This window comes from Kribbella soli (assembly GCF_004331345.1).
Lineage (GTDB): Bacteria > Actinomycetota > Actinomycetes > Propionibacteriales > Kribbellaceae > Kribbella > Kribbella soli.
Genome location: NZ_SJJZ01000003.1, coordinates 579259 through 603116, shown reverse-complemented (window position 1 = coordinate 603116; position 23858 = coordinate 579259). Strand labels below are relative to the sequence as shown.

Genomic DNA, 23858 nt, shown 5'->3' with positions numbered 1-23858 from the left:
TCTCAGTCCCGGCGGGTGCGGGGGAGCGGCACGCTCGCCACCAGCCCGGAGATGATGTCGGCCGCGCCGCGCCCACCGAGATGCGCTTCGGCCGCAGGCAGCACACGGTGCGCGAGCACCGGTACCGCGAGCTCCTGGATGTCGTCCGGCAGCACGAACTCCCGTGCATCGAGAGCGGCGGCCGCACGGGCCGCCCGGATCAGGTGCAACGTCGACCGCGGGCTGGCGCCCAGCCGCAGCTCCTGCGAGCGGCGGGTCGCGCCGACCAGCGCAACGGCGTACTCCTTCACCGACTCGGACACGTGCACCGACTGCACCGTCTTCACCAGCCGGAGGATCTGCTGGCCGTCGGTGACCGGCTGGAGGTTCGCCAGCGGGTTGTCGGCCGCGTGCCCGTCCAGCATCCGCAGCTCGGCGGCCGGCTCCGGGTAGCCCATGGAGACGCGGGCCATGAAGCGGTCGCGCTGCGCCTCGGGCAGCGGGTACGTGCCTTCCATCTCGATTGGGTTCTGGGTCGCGATGACCATGAACGGCGACTCGAGGTGGTACGTCGTGGTGTCGACGGTGACCTGGCGCTCCTCCATGGACTCCAGCAGCGCGGCCTGGGTCTTCGGCGAGGCACGGTTGATCTCGTCGCCGACGACGATGTTCGCGAACACCGCGCCGGGCTTGAACTCGAAGTCGCGGATCTCCTGGTTGAAGACCGAGACGCCGGTGATGTCCGACGGCAGCAGGTCCGGCGTGAACTGGATCCGGCGCACGGTGCAGTCGATCGACTTCGCCAGCGCCTTGGCCAGCATCGTCTTGCCGACGCCCGGCACGTCCTCGATCAGCAGGTGCCCCTCGGCCAGCAGGACCGTGATGGCGACCTCGACGACGTCGGGTTTGCCCTCGATCACCTGCTCCATGGCGCGGCGGACACGGCCCGCCACCTCGGACAGCTCGTCGAAGTCCCCGGCTCCTGCCAGCGGCGAGCTGGTCGCGGTGGTGCTCACTCGGTGTCCTCCCCATTCGTTGACTGCCGACACATTCTCACCCGCTGTAGGGGTCGGGCCTAGAGCCGCGGGAGTTTCGTTACCTGGCGTTTCGGTGTTCATCGGCACACGCCCTCACGGCGGGTCGGAAAACTAGCTCCTCCCAGCGTACGGGCGGCAAAAGCCGCGTGCGGGGCGTACGACGCCACGAACATCTGACTGGTTCACGGTTCGGGCCACCGAATAGTTCACCGATCGCCGGATCCGGCCGTCCTGCACTCTCCTCCACCGCTTCCTCCACTTTCCTCCACACCGTCCTCCACATCGCTCCACCGGCGCCCTCCACCACGCTCCACGCCGCTCAGCACACCACCCGGATCCGGCCCGCGCGCCGGAGGTTGAGGCGGCAGCGACACGCGGGTGCTGAGCGTGGATTCAGGCGGCGCGGGGGCGGAATGGGGCGGAAGTTGGTTGACGGTGGTGGAAAGTGGAGTAAGGTGGAGCGCAGTGGAACTGAAGTGGTGGAAACACCCGCCTGAGTCGGAGAGTCCGCAACGGGGAGGTGGAGCGTGTTCCTCGGAACTCACTTCCCCAAGCTCGACGACAAGGGACGGCTGTTCCTGCCGGCGAAGTTCCGGGACGAGCTGGCCGACGGTCTGGTGATCACGCGTGGACAGGAGCGATCGCTGTCCGTGTGGCCGGAGCGTGAGTTCGTCCAGCTGACCGAGCAGTTGAAGCAGGCTCCGATCACCAACAAGGGTGCGCGGGACTACCTACGGATGTTGTTCGCCGGCGCCTCCAACGAGATGCCGGACAAGCAGGGCCGGGTCACCATCCCACCGATGCTGCGCGACTACGCGTCACTGGATCGCGACTGCGTCGTCATCGGGGCGATGAACCGGGTGGAGATCTGGAACACGGAGAACTGGAACCGGTACTCGCAGGAGCAGGAGCAGGCATTCGCCGACCTGTCCGAGGAAGTACTGCCCGGCATCTTCTAGAACACAGCTGAACAGAGTGCGAGGACACACCGACCGTCCGGTGAGATCACGGGTCCGACTCCCGACCTGGGGTGTTGACGCCACTTCCCCGGCGCCAAGGCCATCAGGTACTTCCCCGGGAGACGTACCCGCGATCTGACCGGACGGTGCTGTCTACGCACCACACAAGACCTGCGGGGGCAGGGTCGCTCCCGCGGCGACGGGAAGGGTCGAGATGGACGCTGCGGAGCGGCATGTGCCGGTGATGCTGGAGCGCGTGGTCGCGCTGCTGGCGCCGGCGCTCGCGCGTCCTGGTGCCGTCGTCGTCGACGCCACTCTCGGCCTCGGCGGTCATTCCGAGGCATTCCTGCGGCAGTTCCCCGAGGTCCGGCTGATCGGTCTCGACCGGGACCCCGCCGCGCTACGGCTGGCCGGCGACCGGCTCGCGCAGTACGCGGAGCGGATCACCCTCGTGCATGCGGTGTACGACGAGTTGCCGCGGGTGCTCGAGGACCTCGACGTACCGGCCATCGACGGCATCCTGTTCGACCTGGGCGTCTCGTCGATGCAGCTGGACGAGGCCGACCGCGGATTCGCGTACGCGCAGGACGCGCCGCTGGACATGCGGATGGACTCGACCGGCCCGACCACGGCGGCCGACATCCTGAACACCTACAGCTCGGCCGAGCTGGCCCGGATCCTGTTCCAGTACGGCGAGGAGAAGTTCGCCCGCCGGATCGCGGACCGGATCGTCCGCGAGCGGGAGACCGAGCCGTTCACCAACAGCGCGCGCCTGTCCGAGCTGGTGCGCAACGCGATCCCGCAGGCGGCCCGCCGGACCGGGGGACACCCGGCGAAGCGGACCTTCCAGGCCTTGCGGATCGAGGTGAACGGCGAGCTCGACGTACTGCGTCGTGCGCTGCCCGCCGCTCTCGACGCGCTGGCGCTGCACGGCCGGATCGTGGTGATGAGTTACCACTCGCTCGAGGACCGGATCACCAAGCAGTCGCTCGCGCCGGGCACCAAGTCCGACGTACCGGACGACCTGCCGGTGATCCCGGCCGGGCACGAACCGTATCTGAAGCTACTGACCCGGGGCGCCGAACGGCCGACCGAGGAGGAGGTCGCGGTGAACCCGCGTGCCGCCTCAGCTCGCGTACGGGCGGCCGAGCGGATCCGGGAGAGGGGACTGGTCGCCTGATGAGTACTGTCTTCAGCCCGCAGAAAGCGCGGGTGACGCCGGTCCCGGCGAAGAAGACGCAGCCGCGGCTGCGAGTGGTGTACGGCGCGCCGTTCCGGCCGCCCCGGATGCCGTTCGTCATCTTCGTGGTGTCGCTGCTGGCCGCCGGGCTCGTCGGTCTGTTGCTGCTGAATACGGAGCTGCAGAGCGGCACGTTCAACATCACCAAGCTGAGTTCGCAGGCCGACCAGTTGCGGGACCAGCAGGAACAGCTGGAGAAGCAGGTCCGGACGCTGGAGTCGCCGCAGAACCTGTCCGACCGCGCGCTGCGGCTCGGCATGGTGCCGAATCCGAACCCGGTGTTCCTGCGGCTGTCCGACGGCCGGGTGCTCGGCGTTCCGGCTGAGGGTAAGGCCGGGGCCGGTACGGCGATGTTCGGCCCGGGCACGCCCACCGGCAAGGCGACCACCAAGCCGGTGAAGCCCGTGACACCGGTCAAGCCCGTGACACCGGTCAAGCCGGTGACGCCGGTGAAGCCGTCGGCCGGGACAGTCAAGCCCACCACGAAGCCGCCCACGAGTACGACCAAGCCGCCGACGGGCACCACCAAGCCGCTGGCCACGACGAAGAAGCCCGCCACGACCACACGGGGATGATCGGATGACGGACCGACGGGGAAACGAGCCGCCGCCACGCAAGCGTGGTGCCGCACCGGGCCGGGGTAACCCGCCCAGCAAGGCTCAGCCCCGTCGTCCATCCGCTACGGACAGTGGCCGCACCACCCCGCAACGCCCCGAGTCCACCCGCGAACGCCTCCTCCGCAAAGCCCGCGAAGAGCAGGAACGCGCGCAGGCGCCGGCTGCACCACGCCCGGTGAAGAAGACCGCCGCGAAACGACCGCCGGCTCCTCGCAAGCAGACTCCTGCGGCGAAGAAGACCGCTGCGGCAAAGAAGGCCGGGCAGCGGCCGGTCAAGAAGGTTGCGGCGAAGCGGCCGGTGAAGAAGAGCGCTGGGAAGAAGCGGCCGCCGCAGAACAGGCCGGCGCCGCGGCCCAAGAAGCGGAAGGTGAAGAAGGCGCCGCGGATGCTGCGGCTCGGTCGTCCCGCGCTGCGGTTGCGGATGACGTTCGGCGTGATGGCGTTCGTCCTGTCGCTGTTCGCCGGGCGTCTCGTACTGCTCCAGGGCGTGGACCCGGACAGCTACGCGCAGGCGGCGACCAAGGAGAACGCGGCCAAGTACACGCTGCACGCGAACCGCGGCACCATCGAGGACCGCAACGGGGTCGAGCTGGCGGTCACCGAGGACGCGGTCGCGATCACCGCGGACCCGCAGCAGACCAAGCCCGTGGCGCAGCAGCTGGCTGCGATCCTGGCCCCGAAGCTGACCGGTACGACGACCGCGAAGCTGGTCGCCGCGATGTCCGGCACCGGCCGCTTCACGTACCTCGCGCGCCAGGTGAGCCCGACGATCTGGAGCACGATCCAGGCCGAGATCAAGGCCGCGAACGTGCCCATCGCCGAGCAGAACAAGGGCAAGCCGACGGAGCAGCAGGCCCCGATGCTGGCCGGCCTCTACACCGAGGAAGACCCGATCCGCAGCCACCCGAACGGCAGCATCGCCGCGACCGTGGTCGGCGTGACCGGGGCCGACGGCAAGGGCTTGTCCGGGCTCGAGTACGGCCTGAACGACAAGCTGTCCGGCAAGGACGGCCAGGCGATGTACGAGGTCGATGCCAAGGGCAACAAGATCCCGAACGCGAACCACACGGTGCAGGAGCCGAAGCCCGGTCTCGGCGTCCAGCTGACCCTGGACACCGACCTGCAGTACGTCGCGCAGAAGCGGATCGAGGCGGCGGTGAAGCAGTACAAGGCCAGCTCCGGCACGGTGGTCGTGATGGACGTGAAGTCCGGCGAGCTGATGGCGATGGCGAACTACCCGACGTTCGACCCGAACAAGAAGTACAAGTCGTCAGACCTGAACAACCCGGCGCTGGAGCGCAGCTACGAGCCCGGCTCGGTGCAGAAGGTGGTCACGATGGCCGCCCTCGCCGACGCCGGGATCATCGACCTGAACACCAAGCTCCAGGTCCCGGGCAGCATCGACGTCCAGCGCCGGATCATCAAGGACCACTGGTCGCACGACACGATGAACCTGACCATCTCCGGGGTGATCGCGAAGTCGTCGAACGTCGGCACGATCATGGCCGCGCAGAAGATGCCGATCCCGCAGTTCGTGAAGTACCTGCACGACTTCGGTTTCGGCGAGCCGACCGGGCTGAACTTCCCGGGTGAGACCAAGGGCCTGCTGACTCCGGGTGACGAGTGGCCCGAGCTGACCCGGTCGAACGTCGCGTTCGGCCAGGGCCTGTCGGTGAACGCCGTCCAGGAGACCGCCGCGGTGAACGCGGTCGCGAACGGCGGCGTCTACGTGCCCCCGAAGCTGGTCCGCAACTACGTCGACGCGAACGGCGCCACGGTCCCGAACCAGACCGCGCCGCCCCGCCGGGTGGTCAGCGAGAAGGCCGCCAAGGAGGTCGCGACCATGATGGAGGCGGTGACCGCGAAGAAGGGCACCGCGCCGCAGGCCGCGATCGACGGCTACCTGGTGGCCGGCAAGACCGGTACCGCGCAGCAGGTTGTTCCGGGGACCGGCAAGTACGGCGCCTGGGCGACTTCTTTCGCCGGATTCGCTCCTGCGGACAACCCACGGTTCGTTACGTACGTCGTACTGCACGATCCCCAGGGTGCCCGGGGTGGTGGTCTCCAAGGAGGACCGGTGTTCCGCGATGTGATGAGCTACGCGCTGCAGAAGTACGTCGTCCCGCCGACGGGGGCGCAACAGCCGAACATCCCGCTGACCTGGACCTCATCGAAGCGGTGAAGCCCGGCCTGGTCGAACGCAGCCTGGTGACGCAGGGGCAGATAGGAGTCACGGGGTCCGGAGCGGTAGCCTCAGGGCCCGTGTCCACCCCTACCGCCGCAGGCGGCGCGGTCGCAGCGATCAGGCCCCGGCACGTCGTGCCGGTCAGCCTCGCCGACCTCGCGAGCGTCGCGCATGTTCCGGTCCCGGCACTGTCGCCGGCGACCGTGACCGGCGTTTCCCTCGACTCGCGTTCCATCCTTCCCGGCGACCTGTACGCCGCGCTGCCCGGTGCGGTCACGCACGGCGCGCAGTTCGTCGCGAAAGCCCAGCAGGCCGGTGCCGTCGCCGTACTGACCGACCCGGCCGGCGCGGAGCGTGCTGCGGCGACCGGTCTCCCGGTGCTGGTCGTGGACCAGCCTCGGAGCGTCCTCGGCGCGGTTGCGTCCCGGATCTACGGCGAGCCGACCAGTGAACTCCGGCTGCTCGGCGTGACCGGCACCAACGGGAAGACCACCACCAGCTTCTTGCTGGACTCCGTACTGCGGGAGCTCGGTCCGACGGCGCTCATCGGGACCATTCAGACCCGCATCGGCGACGAGGTCGTGAAGAGCGTCCGGACCACTCCGGAAGCCACCGACCTGCAGGCGCTGTTCGCGGTGATGCGGGAGCAGGCCGTCGCGTGGTGCTCGATGGAGGTGTCCAGCCACGCGCTGGCGATGGGCCGTGTCGACGGTGCGCGGTTCGCGGTCGCCGGGTTCCTGAACCTCACGCAGGACCATCTGGATTTCCACAAGACGTTCGAGGAGTACTTCCAGGCGAAGGCCTCGTTGTTCACCCCGGAGCGGTGCGATGTCGCGGTGGTGACGATCGACGACGAGTACGGGCGCCGGCTCGCCGCGCAGACCGTCGTACCGCTGGTCACGGTGTCGGAGAAGGGTGACGCCGACTGGACGGTCGCCAACCGGCACCGGTCCGAGCACGGTACGACGGTGCTCGATATCCAGGGCCCGAACGAGACGTTGACCGTCGAGATTGCGCTGCCGGGTGACTTCAATGTTGCCAACGCGCTGCTCGCGACGGCGATGCTGCGGCAGGTCGGCGTACCCGCTGAGGCGATCGCGGCCGGATTGCGGACCGCCGCCGTACCCGGGCGGATGGAGACGTTCACCCGGGCGGACGGGTTGGCGGTGATCGTGGACTACGCGCACACGCCGGACGCGGTCTCGCTGGCGCTGAGGGCCGCGCGGACTGCGACCAAGGGCCGGCTGTTCGCGGTCGTCGGCTGCGGTGGTGACCGGGACCCGTGGAAGCGGCCCGCGATGGGCGCCGAGGCGGCCAAGGCCGCGGACGTCGTGATCGTCACCGACGACAACCCGCGCAGCGAGGACCCGGCCGCGATCCGGGCCGCCGCGCTCGCGGGAGCCCGGGAGGCCGTTCCGGGCGCCGACCTGCACGAGATCGGCGACCGCCGGCAGGCGATCGCGTCCGCGATCGAGCTGGCCGGCCCGGGCGACACCGTCGTCGTCCTCGGGAAGGGTCATGAGACGGGCCAGGACGTCGGCGGTGTGATCCACCCGTTCGACGACCGCGAAACTGTGCGTGAGCTGTTGGAGGCAGACCGGTGATCCCTGTCAGTTGCGGCGAGATCGCCGACGCCGTCCGCGGTGAGCTCGTGGGCGTCGAGCCCGCGGCGCCCGTGGACGGCGCGGTGGTGATCGATTCACGGGCCGCGGGACCGGGTGGACTGTTCGTCGCCCTACCCGGTGAACGCGTCGACGGTCACGACTTCGTCGGTACGGCGACCGCGGCCGGCGTCACCGTCTCGCTTACCACCCGGCCGATCGAGGGGAGCCCGTGCATCGTCGTCGACGACGCGCAGCGGGCCCTCGGCGACCTGGCGCGCCACGTCATCGGCAAGCTGCCGGACCTGACTGTGATCGCCCTGACCGGTTCGTCCGGCAAGACCAGCACCAAGGACCTGATCGGGCAGCTGATCAGCCCGTACGGCGAGACCGTGGTGCCGGAAGGCTCGTTCAACAACGAGCTCGGGCACCCGCTGACCGCGCTGCAGGCGACCGCGTCGACGAAGTACCTGATCGCCGAGATGGGTGTGCGGAGCCTGGGCGACATCACGTACCTGGCCGGGATCACGCCGCCGAAGATCGGCCTGGTGCTGAACGTCGGCACCTCGCACATCGGCAAGCTCGGGTCCCAGGACAACATCGCGCTGGCCAAGGGCGAGCTGATCGAGGCCGTCGCGGCGGGTGGCACCGCGATCCTGAACGCCGACGACCACCGGGTCGCCGCGATGCGCAGCCGGACCCAGCAGCAGGTGCTGACGTTCGGCGAGGCGCCGGAGGCCGAGGTCCGAGCGACGGACGTGAAGATCGACGGCGAGGGACAGCCCGCGTTCACGCTGCAGATCGGCGATTTCAGCGCGCCTGTCCAGCTGCAGTTCATCGGCGAGCACTACGTCTCGAACGCGCTGGCCGCCGCGGCGGTCGGCGTCGCGATCGGCCTGACGCCGGAGCAGATCACCGACGGCCTGAACGCCGCGCAGCGGGTGTCCGCGGCGCGGATGGAGCTGACCGAGCGGCCGGACGGCGTGACGATCATCAACGACGCGTTCAACGCGAACCCGGAGTCGACCCGCGCGGCGCTGAAGTCCCTGGCCGCCATCGGCCGGTCGCGTGGCGCGCGGACCTGGGCGGTGCTCGGCGAGATGCTCGAGCTCGGCGACACCTCGGCCGACGAGCACGACGCGATCGGCCGGCTGGTCGTCCGGCTGGACGTGAACCGGCTGCTCGTGGTCGGCGAGGGCGCGAAACCGATCCACCTCGGCGCCTCGCTGGAAGGTTCGTGGGGCAACGAGTCCGCGTTCGTCGGGACCATCCCCGAGGCGCTGGAGTTGCTCCGCGAAGAACTCCGCGCGGGTGACGTCGTACTGGTGAAGTCCTCGAAGGCGGCGAAACTGCGCAGCCTCGCCGACGCACTGGTGGAGGACGCCCAGTGATTTCGATCCTGTTCGGCGGCGCCGTCGCGATGGTGCTGACGCTGCTCGGCACCCGGTACGCGATCAAGTGGCTGGCCAAACGCGGCTACGGCCAGGAGATCCGCGACGACGGCGTGAAGTCGCACCAGATCAAGCGCGGTACGCCGACCATGGGCGGCACGGTGTTCATCGCCGCGACCATCGTCGGGTACTTCGCGGCGAAGCTGTTCACGATGACGCCGCCGAGCGCCTCGGCGATCCTGGTGCTGTTCCTGTTCGCCGGCATGGGCGCGGTCGGCTTCCTGGACGACTTCATCAAGATCTTCCGGCAACGCAGCCTCGGCCTGCGCAGCAAGGCGAAACTGGCCGGCCAGACGATCGTCGCGGTGATCTTCGCGGTGCTGGCACTGCAGTTCCCCGACGAGCGCGGGCAGCGGCCGGCGTCGCCGTTCATCTCGTTCATCCGCGACATCGGCTGGCTCGAACTGCCGGTCATCCTGGTGGTCATCTGGATCCTGCTGCTGATCGCCGGCATGTCGAACGGCGTGAACCTCGCCGACGGCCTGGACGGTCTGGCCACCGGCGCGTCGATGATGGTGTTCGGCGCCTACACGCTGATCTGCATCTGGCAGTTCAACCAGAGCTGCGCGACCGCGCAGGGCGTCGGCGCGAAGTGTTACGAAGTACGGGATCCGCACGATCTGGCGGTGGTCGCGGCCTCGCTGACCGGCGCGTTGTTCGGGTTCCTGTGGTGGAACGCGTCGCCGGCGAAGATCTTCATGGGAGACACCGGTTCACTGGGACTCGGCGGGGCGCTGGCCGGTATGGCCGTGATGACCCGGACCGAGCTGCTGGTGCTGCTGCTCGGCGGCCTGTTCGTCGTCATCACCGCGTCGGTCATCCTGCAGGTCGGCTACTTCAAGATCACCAAACAGGCGACCGGTGTGGGCAAACGATTGTTCCTGATCGCGCCGTTGCATCACCACTTCGAGATGCTCGGCTGGGAACAGGTGAACGTGGTGATCCGCTTCTGGATCATCCAAGGGCTGTTTGTGGTGATCGGACTCGGGGTCTTCTACGCGGAATGGGTGACCGGATGAGTCTCGAGACACGCACGTCCGACGGCTGGGCGACCACGCGGTTCGTGGTGCTCGGCTTCGGTACGGCGGGCTACGCCTGCGCCGACTCCCTGATCCAGGCCGGCGCCGAGCACCTCGTCGTCCTCGACGACCGCGACACCGAGGCTCTCCGCGAGAAGGCGCAGATCCTCGAGACCCTCGGCGCCACGATCACCCTCGGCCCGGGCAGTACGACGGAACTCCCGAAGGACGTCGACGTCGTCGTCACGTCACCCGGCGTACCGCCGCACGCGCCGCTGCTCGCGCAGGCCGCCGAGCGGGACGTGCCGATCTGGAGCGAGATCGAACTGGCCTGGCGGCTGCGTGACCCGGCCAACGCCGCGCCGTGGCTGTGCATCACCGGCACCAACGGCAAGACCACGACCGTGCAGATGCTGACCGCGATCCTGCAGGCGGCCGGCCACCGGGCCGTTGCCGCGGGCAACGTCGGCCTGCCTTTGCTCGAGGCCGTGATGGACCCCGAGCCGTACGACGTGATCGCGGTCGAGCTCTCGTCGTACCAGCTGCACTTCACGCACTCGATGTCGGCGCACTCGGCCGCCGTCCTGAACATCGCGCCGGACCACGTCGACTGGCACGGTTCGCTCGAGGCGTACGCGCAGGACAAGGGCCGGATCTACGAGAACTGCCAGGTCGCGTGCGTGTACAACGTCGCCGACCCGGCCACCGAGCACCTGGTCGAGGAAGCCGACGTGATCGAGGGCTGCCGCGCGGTCGGTTTCACCCTCGGTACACCGGGCCTGTCGATGCTCGGTCTCGTCGACGACCTGCTCGTCGACCGCGCGTTCGTGGAGCAGCGCGCCACGTCGGCGCTGGAGCTCGCGAGTCTGTCCGACATCACACCGCCCGCGCCGCACAACGTGGCGAACGCGTTGGCGGCCGCGGCGCTGGCCCGCGCGTTCGGCGTACCGGCGACCGCGATCCGCGACGGGCTGCGCGGGTTCCGGCCCGACAAGCACCGGATCGCGCGCGTCGCAGACGTTGCCGGGGTCAACTATGTCGACGACTCGAAGGCCACCAACCCGCATGCCGCACAGGCGTCGTTGCTTGCTTACGAGCATGTGGTGTGGATCGCCGGCGGTCAGGCCAAGGGCGCGACGTTCGACGAACTCGTCATCGCGGCACGCATGCGTTTGCGCGCCGTCGTACTGCTCGGACAGGACAAGGACGTGATCGCCGAAGCTCTGGAGCGACACGCACCGGATGTCCCGAGGATCGTCGTCGAGTCAACGGACACTGGAGCCATGGAGATCGTGGTGGGGGAGGCGGCGAAGCTCGCACAGGTGGGTGACACCGTGCTGCTCGCGCCTGGCTGCGCATCCTGGGACATGTTCGCCAACTACGGAGCCCGCGGCGACGCCTTCGCCGAAGCAGTTCGCTCCCTGAGCAACTGATCCGGAGGTGATCGCGTGACGTCGATCGCGGATCAGCCGGAGCGGAAGAAGCAGACCAGCGAACGCGCCTGGATCGCTGCGATCAAGGACGTGCTCGACCGGCCGCTGACGTCGTACCACATCGTGCTCGGGGCGACCGGCCTGCTGCTGGTGCTCGGCCTGATGATGGTGCTGTCGGCGTCCAGCGTGCTGTCGCTGCGCGTCAACGGGAACAGCTACACGATCTTCGTCCGGCAGTTGATCTGGGTCGGCGTCGGTCTGCCGATGGCGTACGTCGCCTCGCGGATGACACCGCGGCACTTCCGGATGCTCGCGTACGTCGCGCTGCTCGGGTCGATGTTCCTGCTGGTGCTGACGTACATCCCTGGTCTCGGTGTCGGCGTCAACGGCAACACCAACTGGCTGAACCTCGGCGGACCGCTGCAGATCCAGCCGAGTGAGTTCGCCAAGCTGGCGATGGTGATGTGGTGCGCGGACCTGTACGCACGCAAGGAGAAACTGCTCACCCAGTGGAAGCATCTGCTGGTCCCGATGGTGCCGGTCTGCGGTCTGGTGATCGCGCTGGTGGTCGGGCAGCACGACCTCGGTACGGCGCTCGTGCTGATGGCCGTGATGATCGGCATGATCTGGATCGTCGGCGCGCCGACCCGGCTGTTCGTCGCGACCATCGTCGTGGTCGGCGCGGTCGCGACGTACTTCGTGAACGCGGAGAAGTACCGCCTGGACCGGGTGACGTCGTTCCTGGACCCGTTCGCGAACCCGACCACCGTCGGCTGGCAGGCGTATCACTCGTTCTACGCGCTCTCGACCGGCGGCTGGTGGGGCGTCGGGATCGGCAACAGCCGGCAGAAGTGGAGCAACCTGCCGGAGGCGCACACCGACTTCATCTTCTCGGTGATCGGTGAGGAGCTCGGCCTGGTCGGGTCGCTCACCGTACTCGCCCTGTTCCTCACCCTGGCCTACGCCGGGGTGCGGATCGCGACCCGGAACACCGAACCGTTCGTCCGCTACGCCGCGGCCGGGATCACCATCTGGATCATGGCGCAGACGCTGGTCAACCTCGGCGCCGTGATCGGACTGCTACCCATCGTGGGTATCCCGCTCCCGCTTTTGTCGTACGGTGGTTCCGCACTGCTGCCGACGCTGATCGCGATCGGCATGCTGCTGTCCTTCGCGAAGGCCGAGCCCGGCGCGCAGGCCGCCCTGAAAGAGACTCGGCGTCCTCGTTTCGGCTGGTTGCCTTCGCGGCGTATGTCGTACAAATGAACCCGCGGGAGCGTTGAAAGCTGTGCCCAGCATCGTTCTGGCCGGTGGCGGTAGCGCCGGCCACACCTCACCCCTGATCGCCACCGCAGACGCCCTGCGCCGGATCGACCCGACGATCGAGATCATCGCCCTCGGGACCGAGCGCGGCCTCGAGACCCGCGTGATCCCCGAGGCCGGGTACCGGCTGGAGCTGATCCCTCCGGTGCCGCTACCGCGCAAGCCCACGCCCGCGCTCTTGGCTGTTCCCGGGAAGCTGCTGTCCTCGGTGAGCGCGGCCCGGAAGGTGCTCGACGAGGCGAAGGCGGACGTCCTGGTCGGCTTCGGCGGCTACGTCTCCACCCCGGCGTACGTCGCCGCCTGGCGGCGGAAGACCCCGATCGTGGTGCACGAGGGCAACGCCGTCCCGGGGATCGCGAACAAGTTCGCCGCCCGGTACTGCACGCAGCACGTGAAGACGTCGTTCCCGGGCACCGACCTGCCGCACGCCGAGTATGTCGGGCTGCCGATCCGGCGGGCGATCTCGACGCTGGACCGGGCCGCACTTCGCGCCGAGGCCCGGCAGTTCTTCGGCCTCGACCCGGACGCCCCGACGCTGTTCGTGACCGGCGGTTCGCAGGGCGCGCAGCGGATCAACGAGTCGGTCTCGGGCGCCGCCGCGGACCTGCAGGCGGCCGGCATCCAGGTGCTGCACGCGATCGGCCCGAAGAACACCCTCGAGGTACCGCAGACCGGTCCGCTCCCGTACGTCGTACTGAACTACGTCGACCGGATGGACCTCGCGTACGCCGCCGCGGACCTGGTGGTCTGCCGCTCTGGCGCGAACACGGTCACCGAGGTGTCCGGTGTCGGCCTGCCCGCGATCTACGTTCCGCTGCCGATCGGTAACGGTGAGCAAAGACTGAACGCGAAGCCGGTTGTCGACGTGGGTGGAGGTGTGCTGATCGACAACGCCGAGATGACTCCTGACTGGGTGCGCGCGAACGTGCCGCAACTTCTGCTCGACCGCGAGCGTCTGACAGCCATGACCACAGCTGCGACCGGTGTGATCCGGACCGACGCCGACGACCGATTGGCGCGGATCATCCTCGATGTGGTGAGGTCTGCGTCGTGATCGTCACCGCACCTGACACGCTGCTACCGGCCGAGAAGCTGGGCAGGGTGCACTTCGTAGGAATCGGCGGCGCCGGCATGTCCGGGATCGCCCGGATCATGGCGTCGCGCGGGATCGAGGTGTCCGGCTCGGACGCCAAGGACGGCAAGGTGCTCGCCGCGCTCCGCGCGCTCGGCGCGACCTGCTGGGTCGGTCACGCCGGCGAGCACGTGAAGGACGCCGACACCGTGGTCGTGTCGACCGCGATCCGCGAGACCAACCCCGAGGTGGTCGCCGCCCGCGCGGCCGGGATCCCGATCCTGCCCCGGGCCGCCGCGCTCGCGTCGGTGATGGTCGGCCGCCGGACGCTCGCGGTCGCCGGCACGCACGGCAAGACCACGACCACGTCGATGCTGACCGTCGCGCTGCAGCACTGCGCCGCGGACCCGTCGTACGCGATCGGCGGCAACCTGAACGAGTCCGGGTCGAACGCCCACGACGGGACCGGCGACCTGTTCGTCGCCGAGGCGGACGAGTCGGACAAGTCGTTCCTGACCTATGCGCCCGAGGTGTCGATCGTCACGTCGGTCGAGCCGGACCACCTGGACAACTACGGCGACGAGGCCAGCTACCGGAAGGCGTTCGAGGAGTTCTGCGGACGAGTCCTGCCCGGCGGCTTCATGGTGATGTGCCAGGACGACGCGGGCGCCCGGGCGCTGGCGTCGTACGCGCGGGACCGCGGGATCGACGTCCGGACGTACGGCGAGGCCGACGACGCGGACCTGCACGTCACCGAGATCACCGCGACCGGGGCGACGCAGTCGTTCGTGCCGGTGTACCGCGGGCGCAAGCTGCCGATCGTGCAGTTGCAGCAGGCCGGCAAGCACAACGCGCTGAACGCGTCGGCGGCCCTGACCGTCGGGCTCGGGCTCGGGTTCTCCGCGGCCGACCTGGCCGAGGGACTGGCGTCGTTCACCGGCACCGGCCGGCGGTTCGAGTTCAAGGGTCTCGAGGACGGCGTGCGGGTGTTCGACTCGTACGCGCACCACCCGACCGAGCTCGCCGTCGACCTGACCGCGGCGCGCCAGGTGGCGGGGGAGGGGCGCGTGATCGCGTGCTTCCAGCCGCATCTGTTCAGCCGGACCCGGATCTTCGCGACCGAGTTCTCCGAAGCGCTGGCGCTGGCCGACGAGGTCGTGGTGATGGACGTCTTCGCGGCCCGCGAGGACCCGGAGCCCGGTGTCACCGGCGCCCTGATCGCGAACCACGTGCCGCTGAAACCCGAGCAGGTGCGGTTCGAGCCGTCGTGGTCCGCCGTACCGCAGCTGGTCACGGACCTCGCCCAAGCGGGCGACCTGGTGGTGACGCTGGGCGCGGGCGACGTGACCCTGATCGGCCCGGAAGTCGTTGGTTTGCTGGCCGAACGCGCTGCCGCCCGCGAGCCTTCCGAGGCAATGCCGGTACCTGTGGTGGAGTAAAAGGGTGGGGTTTGTTGAATGAGCCAGAGCGTCGATCTGGCTCGGGCACAGCAGAAGTTCGCGCGCCGGCAACGGCTGGTGCGGTGGCGGAGCTGGTTGCCCTGGGCCGTCGGCGGCGGACTGGTCGTGCTGGCCGGTCTGGTCGTCTGGCTGTTCTACTTCTCCTCCGCGTTCGCGGTCTCCGGGGTCCGGATCAGCGGTGCCGACACGGTGCCGGTGGCAACGATCGAGCAGGTCGCGGCCGCGCCGACGGGTACGCCGTTGGCGAAGGTGGACCTGCGGTCGATCGCGGAGCGGGTGCGCACGATTCCGGCGGTGGCGGACGCGCAGGTGACGCGGGCGTGGCCGCGCAAGATCGTGATCGTCGTCACCGAGCGGGTCCCGGTCGTGGTGGTCACCGACGGCTCGCGGTACGAGTTGGTGGACGCGACCGGTACGACGTACCGGACGGTTCCGGACCGGCCGGCCGGGCTGCCGGAGGCGAAGGTGACCGGGGTTCGGCGCGACGTCACGATCCACTCGGTGGTGACGGTGTCGGCGGCCCTTCCGGACACGCTGCGGGCGCAGGTGGGATCGATCTCGGCAGCGTCGCCGGACTCGATCACCCTCAACCTCAGCTCCGGCGTGAAGGTCGTTTGGGGTAGTTCCGATGACAGCGAGCGCAAGGCCGAGGTACTCAGCGTGCTGATGAAGCGGCAGGCGAAGGTGTACGACGTCTCGGCGCCCGATCTTCCTGTCACCAAAGGGGAAAAGCGGTGACGGATCACATCGCGGTACGGGCGGCGAGGCGCGTGGACATCGCCAGAAGCCGTCCCGTAGCGTGCGACGTAATCTAAAGTTGACATAAGTCTAAGCATCCACTTGAGGTTCAGTCTTTTCGCTGGACAACGGGAAACGAACGAGGCGAGAGGCGCGGACGTGGCGGCACCGCAGAACTACCTGGCACTCATCAAGGTCGTCGGTATCGGCGGCGGCGGCGTGAACGCCGTCAACCGGATGATCGAGCACGGGTTGAAGGGCGTGGAGTTCATCGCCATCAACACCGACGCCCAGGCGCTGCTGATGAGCGACGCGGACGTCAAGCTCGACATCGGCCGGGAGGAGACCCGGGGCCTCGGCGCCGGCGCGAACCCGGCGATCGGGAAGAAGGCCGCCGAGGACCACGGGGAGGAGATCGAGGAGGCGCTCAAGGGCGCCGACATGGTCTTCGTCACCGCGGGCGAGGGTGGCGGCACCGGCACCGGTGGCGCGCCGGTGGTGTCCCGGATCGCGCGCTCGCTCGGTGCGCTGACGATCGGTGTGGTGACGCGGCCGTTCTCGTTCGAGGGCAAGCGCCGTGCGACCCAGGCCGAGGAGGGCATCGCCGCCCTTCGTGAAGAAGTCGACACCCTGATCGTCATCCCGAACGACCGGCTGCTGACCATCTCCGACCGCGCCGTGTCCGTGCTGGACGCGTTCAAGCAGGCCGACCAGGTGCTGCTGCAGGGTGTTTCCGGTATCACCGACCTGATCACCACGCCCGGCCTGATCAACGTGGACTTCGCCGACGTCAAGGCGGTCATGTCGAACGCCGGCTCGGCGCTGATGGGTATCGGCTCGTCGCGTGGCGAGGACCGTGCGGTCGCGGCCGCCGAGGCGGCCATCTCCTCGCCGTTGCTGGAGGCAAGTATCGAGGGTGCGCACGGTGTGCTGCTGTCGATCGCCGGCGGGTCCGATCTCGGCCTGTTCGAGATCAACGAGGCGGCCCAGCTGGTCTCGGAGTCCGCGCACTCGGACGCGAACATCATCTTCGGCGCGGTCATCGACGACGCCCTCGGCGACGAGGTGCGGGTCACGGTGATCGCGGCCGGGTTCGACGGCGGGATGCCGAAACGCCGCGAGCAGGCGATGAACCAGGCCCGGCCACCGTCGTCCCGCCCGTCGTCGCAGAGCTACTCGGCGCCGATGGCCGGCGGCACGACACCACCGGCAGGCCAGCAGTCCGGCCAGCCCGCCACCGGCGGCCCGTCGGGCGGACAGCCAGGTGGGGGACAGCCGGGCGGAGGACATCAGTCCGGTGGTCAGTTCTCCGGCAGCCAGACCCAGTCCGGCCAGGTCCCGGGTGGTCAGCCTTCCGGTCAGCCAGGGGCGAGCCAGCAGGGTGCTCCCGGAGCCGCTCAGGGTGCAGGGCAGCCGCAGCCAGGTGCCGGCCAGCCGTCGGGCGTGACGCCCGGCAACCCGGCCACCCCGACCGACGACACGGTGCCGGTGCCCGCACCGACCGAGCCGCGGCCCGGTGCCGGGACGACGAACTCCGCACGCCCGCAGGCGGGTGACGGCGTCCGCACGGTGCAGTCCGGCCAGCAGTCGGCGCAGCCCGCTCCGCACACCCCTGCCTCACCGTCGACCCAGCACTCCTGGCCCACCCACGGCCCGAGCAACGCTGGTACGGGTCAGGCCGGTCAGACGGCTCAGCCGAGTCAGCCGGTCAAGCCGAAGAAGGCAGAGCCCGAGGAAGACCTCGACATCCCGGACTTCCTGAAGTAGGTCAGCTGCCCTCGCCAGGCGTTGTGGCCTGGCGAGGACGGTAGACGGACACGACGACGCCGTACCGCGACTCTCCGGGGCCTGCGTCGGCGAGGTCGTCGGCCATCTGCTGCAGCGTCGCGGTGAGTTCCTCCGCCTGAGCTGCGGTCAGCCGGAGGTTCCGCACCGTGAACATCGGGTCCGGGTCGGCGGTCTCCAGGTCGGCTGCGACCGCCTGTAGCGCGACGGTGTTGTTCGCTCGCGCGCCTTCACCGGTGAAGCCGAACCGCCGCACCGACCGTCGGTAGTACTGCTCGGTCCCGCCCCGCACCTGCCGCGTCTCGGCCACGTGCACCATCCCGGCGTCGCGGAGCACGCCCAGGTGATGGGCGACGTTGCCTTTCGCCGTCCCGAGCGCGGCGGCCAGTTGGCTGATCGTGGCCGCCTCCTGCCCGAGTGCGAACAGCAAGCGGTGCCGCAGCGGGTGCCCGAGCGCCTTGAACTGCGCAGCACTCGACACGTCCAGGTGATCGATGATCTCGGCCATGGATCAAGCGTCGAGAATTCTTGACACTTTGTCAATCCGCCTGCTCTACTCCTGGTCATGCACACCGAAGAGATCAGGATCGTCATCGACCGGCTGGGCGCACTGGTCGCCGAGCACTACGTCTTTCCGGAGGTCGGCGCCGAGGTCGCGAACCGGCTCGCCGCAGCGACCGCCGAGGGCCGGTACGACGACCTCGAGGCGCCGGAGCAGCTGGCCGAGCGGGTCACGGCCGACCTGCAACTCGGCAACGGCGACAAGCACCTGCGGCTCAAGTTCCACCCCGACGGGCCGCCGGACGAGACCGACCCGGTGGCCGAGGAAGCACATTGGCGCCGGTTTGCCGAGCGCGACGCCGGCGGGGTGACGCGGGTCGAACGACTGGACGGGAACGTCGGCCTGCTGGAGATCCGGCCGATGCTGTACGACCCTGCCCACGCGGGTGCGGCACTGACCGCCGCGATGACGCTGCTCGCGTCGGCGGACGCGCTGATCCTCGACCTGCGCCGCTGCGTGGGCGGGTCGCCCGATCAGGTCGCCTTCGTCTGCAGCCACCTGTTCGACGCCGGCGAACCGATCCATCTGCAGGATCTGGTCTGTCCGGGCGACGGGACGACGCGGCAGTTCTGGACCACGTCGTACGTGCCGGGGCCGCGCTTCGGTGGCACCAAGCCGATCTGGGTGCTGACCAGCTCGGCGACCTTCTCCGGCGGTGAAGAGCTGGCGTACGACCTGCAGCAACTCAAGCGAGCGGTGGTCGTCGGAGAGCGGACGCGCGGCGGCGCGCACCCGCGCCAGGGCTTCAAGCTGCACGATCAGCTGGAGGCGACCGTGCCGGTGGTGCGTTCGGTCAACCAGATCTCCGGGACCAACTGGGAAGGCACCGGCGTCGTCCCTGACGTCGACGTCCCCGCGGACGAAGCCTTCGCCGAGGCCTACCGCCGCGCGACGGTCGCCGCTGGGTAACCTTCAGTCGTGTTCGGCTACGACGAGATTCGCCAGGGTGTTCGCTTCGCTTTCACCGATCGGTTCGGCGGCGCCAGCAAACCGCCGTACGGCGAACTGAACCTCGGCAGTGCTTCCGGTCCGGACGTCGACGGGGTGATCGCGAACTTCGGGCTGATCGCGTCCGAGTTCGGAGTGCCCGCGGAGAACGTGGTGCGGGTCAGCCAGGTGCACGGCCGCGACGTCCACGTCGTACGGCCGGACGACGAACTTCCGACCCGGCCGATGCCGAAGGCCGACGGTCTGGTGACGACGCGATCCGATGTGGTGCTGGCGGTTCGCGCGGCCGACTGCCTGCCGGTGCTGCTGTCCGGCGACGGCGTGATCGGCGCCGCGCACTCCGGCCGCAAGGGCATGTACGTCGGCATCGTCCCGGCGACCGTCGACGCGATGCGGGAACTCGGCGCGTCGACGATCACCGCCGTACTCGGACCGTATGCGTGCGGGAACTGCTACGAGGTCCCCGACGCGATGCGGGCCGAGGTCGCGGAGCGGGTGCCGGCGTCGTACTCCGAGACGAGTTGGGGGACGCCCGCGATCGACGTGGCCGCCGGTGTGAAGGCGCAACTGGCCGAGCTCGGTGTCGAGGTGGTCGACGCGGCGGCCTGCACGATCGAGTCCGAGAACCTGTACTCGTACCGCCGCGAAGGTCCGGAGAGCGGGCGGATGGCAGGGCTGATCAAGTTGGTCGCACCGTGAGTGCACGCGACGACGAGCTCCGCGCGAATCTGGTGCAGGTGCAGGAGCGGATCGAGAAGGCCTGCCAGGCGGCCGGGAGGGCCCGGGACGAGGTCACCCTCGTGGCGATCACCAAAACCTTCCCAGTCAGCGACGTACGGGCGCTCGCGGGCCTCGGGATCGAGGACGTCGGGGAGAACCGCGAGCAGGAGCTCAAGTCGAAGGCCCCGGAGTGCCCGGACCTCACCTGGCACTTCGTCGGTCAGTTGCAGTCGAAGAAGTCCCGCTCGATCGCGCGCTACGCATCGGTTGTGCACTCGGTCGACCGGTCGTCACTCGTCGAAGCGCTGGCGAAGGCCGCGGTCGCCGAGGAGAAGACGTTGCGCTGCCTGATTCAGGTGAGCCTTGCGGCGTACGGATCCGCGGACGCGGCGACCGGCGCGAGCCGGGGCGGTGTCGCGCCTGCCGACGTACCGGAACTGGCCGCGGAGATCGCCGCGGCCGACGGCCTCGAACTCGGGGGAGTGATGGCTGTCGCGCCCCTCGGTTCGGACGCTGAGAAAGCCTTCGCCGGACTGCGCGAAGTAGCGTCGCGACTACGCTCCGAACACCCTGGCGCCGGCTGGATCTCGGCCGGGATGACCGGCGATCTGGAGGCGGCGATCAAGCAGGGTGCGACACACGTTCGGCTCGGGCGCGCCTTACTCGGTACGCGTCCTCCACTCGGTTAGTGTCGACATCGAGCAGGTTTGCTTCCTGCTCACCGTTGTCGTCGAACCGGAATCGAGGGCTGGAGGGCCATGAGCGGCGCACTGCGCAAGATGGGTGTGTACCTCGGCTTGGTCGAGGACGGGGAGCGCTACAACGCGCGGTACGACGACGAGTACGACGACTTCGACGAGTACGAGGAAGAAGCCGTCGACGGGGACTCCCACGAGACCGAGCCGGTACCCGCCGGCCGGGAGAGCCGCGAGCCTCGCACCGAGCCCCAGTTCCAGGGCCGCGAGGACCGTCAGGACCAGAGCGGCGCCACGGTCAGCAAGTTCCCAGACCGGCGCGGTGTCGCGTCGTCCCCGGAGGTTACCGAGTTGGCCCGCATCACCACCGTGCACCCGCGCAGCTACAACGAGGCGCGCGTCATCGGTGAGCACTTCCGCGACGGTACGCCCGTCATCATGAACCTGACCGAGATGGACCACTCCGACGCCAAGCGGCTGGTGGACTTCGCGGCCGGCCTGATCTTCTGCTGCCGGGGCTCGATCGAGCGGATCACCACCAAGGTGTTCCTGGTCTGCCCGCCGAACGTCACGGTAGCTGCCGAGGAGAAGGAAAAGATCGCTGCGGACGGGTTCTACAACCAGAGCTGAGGCCGGCGCTTCCGCCGTCTTCTACACTCGTTGTCGACATGGATGCTCTAGCGCTCGTCCTCATCGTTCTGTACTGGGTACTGCTCGCCTTCTTCCTGGTGCTGGTGGCGCGGTTCGTACTCAGTCTGATCGTCATGTTCGCTCCGCAGTGGCACCCCAAAGGGCCGCTGCTGCTGTTCTTCGAGCTGATCTACTCGATCACGGACCCGTTCCTGAAGCCGTTGCGGCGGATTCTGCCCCCGATCGGGGCCGGTGGGATCCGGATCGATCTGTCGATGCTGATGCTGTTCGTCATGGTGTCGGTAGCGATGGCCATCAACTCGACGGCCCTTCGATCGTTGTAAGGGTGAGGACCGCCAAGACCGGGTAGGTAGAGCCCGGATTCCGTCATAAGACAACGAAGCGATAACGTGATCTACTGAGTCGCCAAGGCGAGGGCCACGGGGACTCCGCCAAGACACAGACAAACGAGGTGAAAGATGCCGCTGACGCCGGATGACGTCCGCTCGAAGCAGTTCACGCCCGTCCGACTACGGGAGGGCTACGACGTCACAGAGGTCGACTCCTTCCTCGACGAGGTGGAAGCCGAACTCGAGCGACTTCTCGCCGAGAACGAGGAGCTGCGGGCCAAGCTCGCGGCGGCTCAGCGCGCTGGTGCAGACCAGCAGCGCCCGGTCGACCAGACCGCCGCGCTGCCGCCAGTCGTGCAGCAGCCGAAGCCCCCGGTCGTGGTCGAGAAGCCCGAGGAGAAGCCGCCGGTGGTGGCCGCTCCGACCGCGGCTGCGGCGGCCGGCACTGTCGGTGACGCCTCCAGCTCCGCGGTGCGGCTGCTGGAGATGGCCACCAAGCACTCCGACGACCTGGTCCAGGAGGCGAAGGACACCGCCGACAAGATCATCGGCGAGGCCCGCGCCAAGGCGGAGCGCCTGGAGAACGAGGCCCGCGGCAAGGCTGACCGGATGACCGGTGAGGCCCGCGCCCGCGCCGAGAAGCTCGACGGCGAGATCGCCGAGCGCCGCGCGCAGATGCTCGGCACGCTGGAGAAGCAGAAGGGTCAGCTCGAGCGCACGATCGACGACCTGCACGCTTACGAGCGTGAGTACCGCAGCCGCCTGAAGACGTACTTCACCGAGCAGCTGAAGGCGCTCGGCAACGGCGACGACACGCTCAGCCCGCGCAACGGCTTCCGGCCGGAGGCGCGTGCGCAGGCGCACGGTCACGGCGTCTAAAAAGACGTAGTTGTCTGTGGAAGGGGCGGTGCTTTCCGGCGGCACCGCCTCTTCGCCATGTCTGGCCACCTCTGACACAGGGTCTTTCATCGGTGACTCGGAGTCAGGGCCAGGCGAGCGGAACCTTCCGGCCGCTGAGTGTCTCGACATCAGCAAGCCGCAGCCGGTACGGCGTAAGCCGCAGGAGTGAGGGTGATTCCCCGGAAGGACCGTCGGGGAACACACTCCAGAAGTCGTAGCCGAGTGGTGCGGGAGCGTCCCGGTACAGCTCCCACACTCGTTGCCGGGTCGCCGCATCCGTGACCCACTCCGCCTCGCAGTCCGCGACGGCCACCTCATGACCGGGTTCCCAGTAGCTGCAGCTGACATACGAGCTGTGCGTCAGGTGCCGCACCTTCACCGGTGTCGCGCGCGTGACGATCCACCCGGTCAGTTCGTCGTACAGCTCCCAGATCGGGTGCAGGATGCGGGTCCGCGGCCGGTTGTCCGGCCCGACCGTGGCCACCGTGCACCAGACGATCCGGTGCGCTCTGTCCAGGAACTCCTTTTGCACAACCATGGTTGTAGATTAGTCGATGCACAACCTTGGTTGTATGTTTCGGGTCATGGAGTTCGATCCGGCTGACGCCGACCTGTCGCTGGCCTCGTTGTTCGCCGGCTGGGCGCTGGCCGATGAGCTGCAGCGGCGGCTCGCGGGCGAGGGGTTCGCGGACTCGCGCTTCGCGGACGGTGTGGTGTTCCAGCATCTGGTCGGCGGGCCGGTGACGATCAGCACACTCGCGGAGAAGCTGGGGGTGACCCAACAGGCCGCGTCGAAGTCGGTCGCCGACCTCTCGAGCCGCGGCTACGTCAGCCGCCGGCCAGATCCCGCCGACGCCCGCGCGCGCATCGTCGTACTGACCGACCGCGGTCAAGCTGTGATCGCCGCCGCCCGCAAACACCGAGCGGCAATCGACGCCGAGCTACGAAAGGCCCTGGGCGACGACCAGGTCGAGAACGCGCGGTTGCTCCTGGTGGACGTGATCAACCACCTCGGCGCGAGCCCGTCCTTGCGCGCTCGCGCCGTACGCCCACCCCACTGACCCCCCTCGGCATTTGCCTGGTCCACCCATGAGATGAGGGGTTTGTGACCCTGGTTCCGGGTCACAAACCCCTCATCTGCTGGGTAAGCCAGC

22 protein-coding genes and 1 pseudogene are annotated in these 23858 nt (G+C 68.8%); 20 read left to right on the top strand and 3 right to left on the bottom strand.

Annotated features, from left to right (window positions below; genetic code table 11):
* Positions 1-2: 2 nt before the first annotated feature.
* Positions 3-908, bottom strand: coding sequence for an AAA family ATPase (locus E0H45_RS25755; protein WP_420323348.1), 906 nt, complete (start codon positions 906-908; stop codon positions 3-5).
* A gap of 635 nt (positions 909-1543) precedes the next feature.
* Between E0H45_RS25755 and mraZ the strand changes: the two genes are divergently transcribed.
* The 13 genes and pseudogenes from mraZ to ftsZ form a co-directional block, all read left to right on the top strand.
* Positions 1544-1975, top strand: a complete 432-nt coding sequence (gene mraZ, locus E0H45_RS25750; protein ID WP_131341982.1) for a division/cell wall cluster transcriptional repressor MraZ — start codon at positions 1544-1546, stop codon at positions 1973-1975.
* Positions 1976-2189: 214 nt separating this feature from the next.
* Positions 2190-3155, top strand: coding sequence for a 16S rRNA (cytosine(1402)-N(4))-methyltransferase RsmH (gene rsmH, locus E0H45_RS25745; protein ID WP_131341980.1), 966 nt, complete (start codon positions 2190-2192; stop codon positions 3153-3155).
* Positions 3155-3790, top strand: coding sequence for a cell division protein FtsL (gene ftsL / locus E0H45_RS25740; protein ID WP_238155273.1), 636 nt, complete (start codon positions 3155-3157; stop codon positions 3788-3790). The genes rsmH and ftsL overlap by 1 nt, the downstream gene beginning before the upstream one ends.
* A 4-nt stretch (positions 3791-3794) precedes the next feature.
* Positions 3795-6014: a peptidoglycan D,D-transpeptidase FtsI family protein gene (locus tag E0H45_RS25735; protein WP_238155272.1), complete on the top strand. Its 2220-nt coding sequence runs from the start codon at positions 3795-3797 to the stop codon at positions 6012-6014.
* 80 nt (positions 6015-6094) lie between these two features.
* Positions 6095-7621, top strand: coding sequence for a UDP-N-acetylmuramoyl-L-alanyl-D-glutamate--2,6-diaminopimelate ligase (locus E0H45_RS25730; protein ID WP_131341978.1), 1527 nt, complete (start codon positions 6095-6097; stop codon positions 7619-7621).
* Positions 7618-9009 (top strand): UDP-N-acetylmuramoyl-tripeptide--D-alanyl-D-alanine ligase, encoded by a 1392-nt coding sequence (locus E0H45_RS25725; RefSeq protein WP_131341976.1) that lies wholly within the window; start codon positions 7618-7620, stop codon positions 9007-9009. The genes E0H45_RS25730 and E0H45_RS25725 overlap by 4 nt, the downstream gene beginning before the upstream one ends.
* Positions 9006-10088 carry a phospho-N-acetylmuramoyl-pentapeptide-transferase gene (gene mraY / locus E0H45_RS25720; protein WP_131341974.1) on the top strand — a complete coding sequence of 361 codons (1083 nt, stop codon included), beginning with the start codon at positions 9006-9008 and terminating at the stop codon, positions 10086-10088. Before E0H45_RS25725 ends, mraY begins: the two co-directional genes overlap by 4 nt.
* Positions 10085-11521: a UDP-N-acetylmuramoyl-L-alanine--D-glutamate ligase gene (murD, locus tag E0H45_RS25715; RefSeq protein WP_131341972.1), complete on the top strand. Its 1437-nt coding sequence runs from the start codon at positions 10085-10087 to the stop codon at positions 11519-11521. The genes mraY and murD overlap by 4 nt, the downstream gene beginning before the upstream one ends.
* A 15-nt stretch (positions 11522-11536) precedes the next feature.
* The gene (ftsW, locus tag E0H45_RS25710) at positions 11537-12787 is read left to right on the top strand and encodes a putative lipid II flippase FtsW (protein WP_131341970.1); all 1251 of its coding nucleotides are present in this window, start codon (positions 11537-11539) and stop codon (positions 12785-12787) included.
* A 22-nt stretch (positions 12788-12809) separates the two neighbouring features.
* Positions 12810-13898: an undecaprenyldiphospho-muramoylpentapeptide beta-N-acetylglucosaminyltransferase gene (gene murG, locus E0H45_RS25705; protein ID WP_131341968.1), complete on the top strand. Its 1089-nt coding sequence runs from the start codon at positions 12810-12812 to the stop codon at positions 13896-13898.
* Entirely contained in the window at positions 13895-15355 is a 1461-nt protein-coding gene (murC, locus tag E0H45_RS25700; protein WP_131341966.1) for a UDP-N-acetylmuramate--L-alanine ligase, read from the top strand. The genes murG and murC overlap by 4 nt, the downstream gene beginning before the upstream one ends.
* An 18-nt stretch (positions 15356-15373) precedes the next feature.
* A complete protein-coding gene (locus E0H45_RS25695) occupies positions 15374-16114 on the top strand; it encodes a cell division protein FtsQ/DivIB (RefSeq protein WP_131341964.1) in 741 nt (246 codons plus the stop codon).
* A gap of 159 nt (positions 16115-16273) precedes the next feature.
* Positions 16274-17219 (top strand): annotated as a pseudogene (ftsZ, locus tag E0H45_RS43360) (cell division protein FtsZ); the annotation flags it as partial.
* A gap of 663 nt (positions 17220-17882) precedes the next feature.
* Here the strand turns inward: ftsZ and E0H45_RS25685 are convergent.
* Positions 17883-18407, bottom strand: coding sequence for an ArsR/SmtB family transcription factor (locus tag E0H45_RS25685; protein ID WP_131341960.1), 525 nt, complete (start codon positions 18405-18407; stop codon positions 17883-17885).
* Between the two features lie 57 nt (positions 18408-18464).
* On the opposite strand from E0H45_RS25685, the gene E0H45_RS25680 reads away from it, so the two are divergent.
* The 6 genes from E0H45_RS25680 to E0H45_RS25655 all read left to right on the top strand — a co-directional run bounded on the left by E0H45_RS25680 (position 18465) and on the right by E0H45_RS25655 (position 22683).
* Positions 18465-19370, top strand: a complete 906-nt coding sequence (locus E0H45_RS25680; protein ID WP_131341958.1) for a S41 family peptidase — start codon at positions 18465-18467, stop codon at positions 19368-19370.
* A gap of 9 nt (positions 19371-19379) precedes the next feature.
* Positions 19380-20108, top strand: a complete 729-nt coding sequence (pgeF, locus tag E0H45_RS25675) for a peptidoglycan editing factor PgeF (RefSeq protein ID WP_131341956.1) — start codon at positions 19380-19382, stop codon at positions 20106-20108.
* Positions 20105-20818: a YggS family pyridoxal phosphate-dependent enzyme gene (locus tag E0H45_RS25670; protein ID WP_131341954.1), complete on the top strand. Its 714-nt coding sequence runs from the start codon at positions 20105-20107 to the stop codon at positions 20816-20818. Before pgeF ends, E0H45_RS25670 begins: the two co-directional genes overlap by 4 nt.
* A gap of 69 nt (positions 20819-20887) precedes the next feature.
* A complete protein-coding gene (locus E0H45_RS25665) occupies positions 20888-21454 on the top strand; it encodes a cell division protein SepF (protein WP_131341952.1) in 567 nt (188 codons plus the stop codon).
* 38 nt (positions 21455-21492) lie between these two features.
* Entirely contained in the window at positions 21493-21798 is a 306-nt protein-coding gene (locus E0H45_RS25660) for a YggT family protein (RefSeq protein WP_130379857.1), read from the top strand.
* Positions 21799-21933: 135 nt separating this feature from the next.
* Complete coding sequence (locus tag E0H45_RS25655) at positions 21934-22683, top strand: DivIVA domain-containing protein (protein ID WP_130379855.1); 750 nt, start codon at positions 21934-21936, stop codon at positions 22681-22683.
* 103 nt (positions 22684-22786) lie between these two features.
* Here E0H45_RS25655 and E0H45_RS25650 read toward each other — a convergent pair whose 3' ends face one another.
* Positions 22787-23242, bottom strand: a complete 456-nt coding sequence (locus tag E0H45_RS25650) for a pyridoxamine 5'-phosphate oxidase family protein (RefSeq protein ID WP_131341950.1) — start codon at positions 23240-23242, stop codon at positions 22787-22789.
* Positions 23243-23288: 46 nt separating this feature from the next.
* Between E0H45_RS25650 and E0H45_RS25645 the strand changes: the two genes are divergently transcribed.
* Complete coding sequence (locus tag E0H45_RS25645; protein ID WP_131341948.1) at positions 23289-23765, top strand: MarR family winged helix-turn-helix transcriptional regulator; 477 nt, start codon at positions 23289-23291, stop codon at positions 23763-23765.
* The last annotated feature ends 93 nt before the right edge of the window (positions 23766-23858 follow it).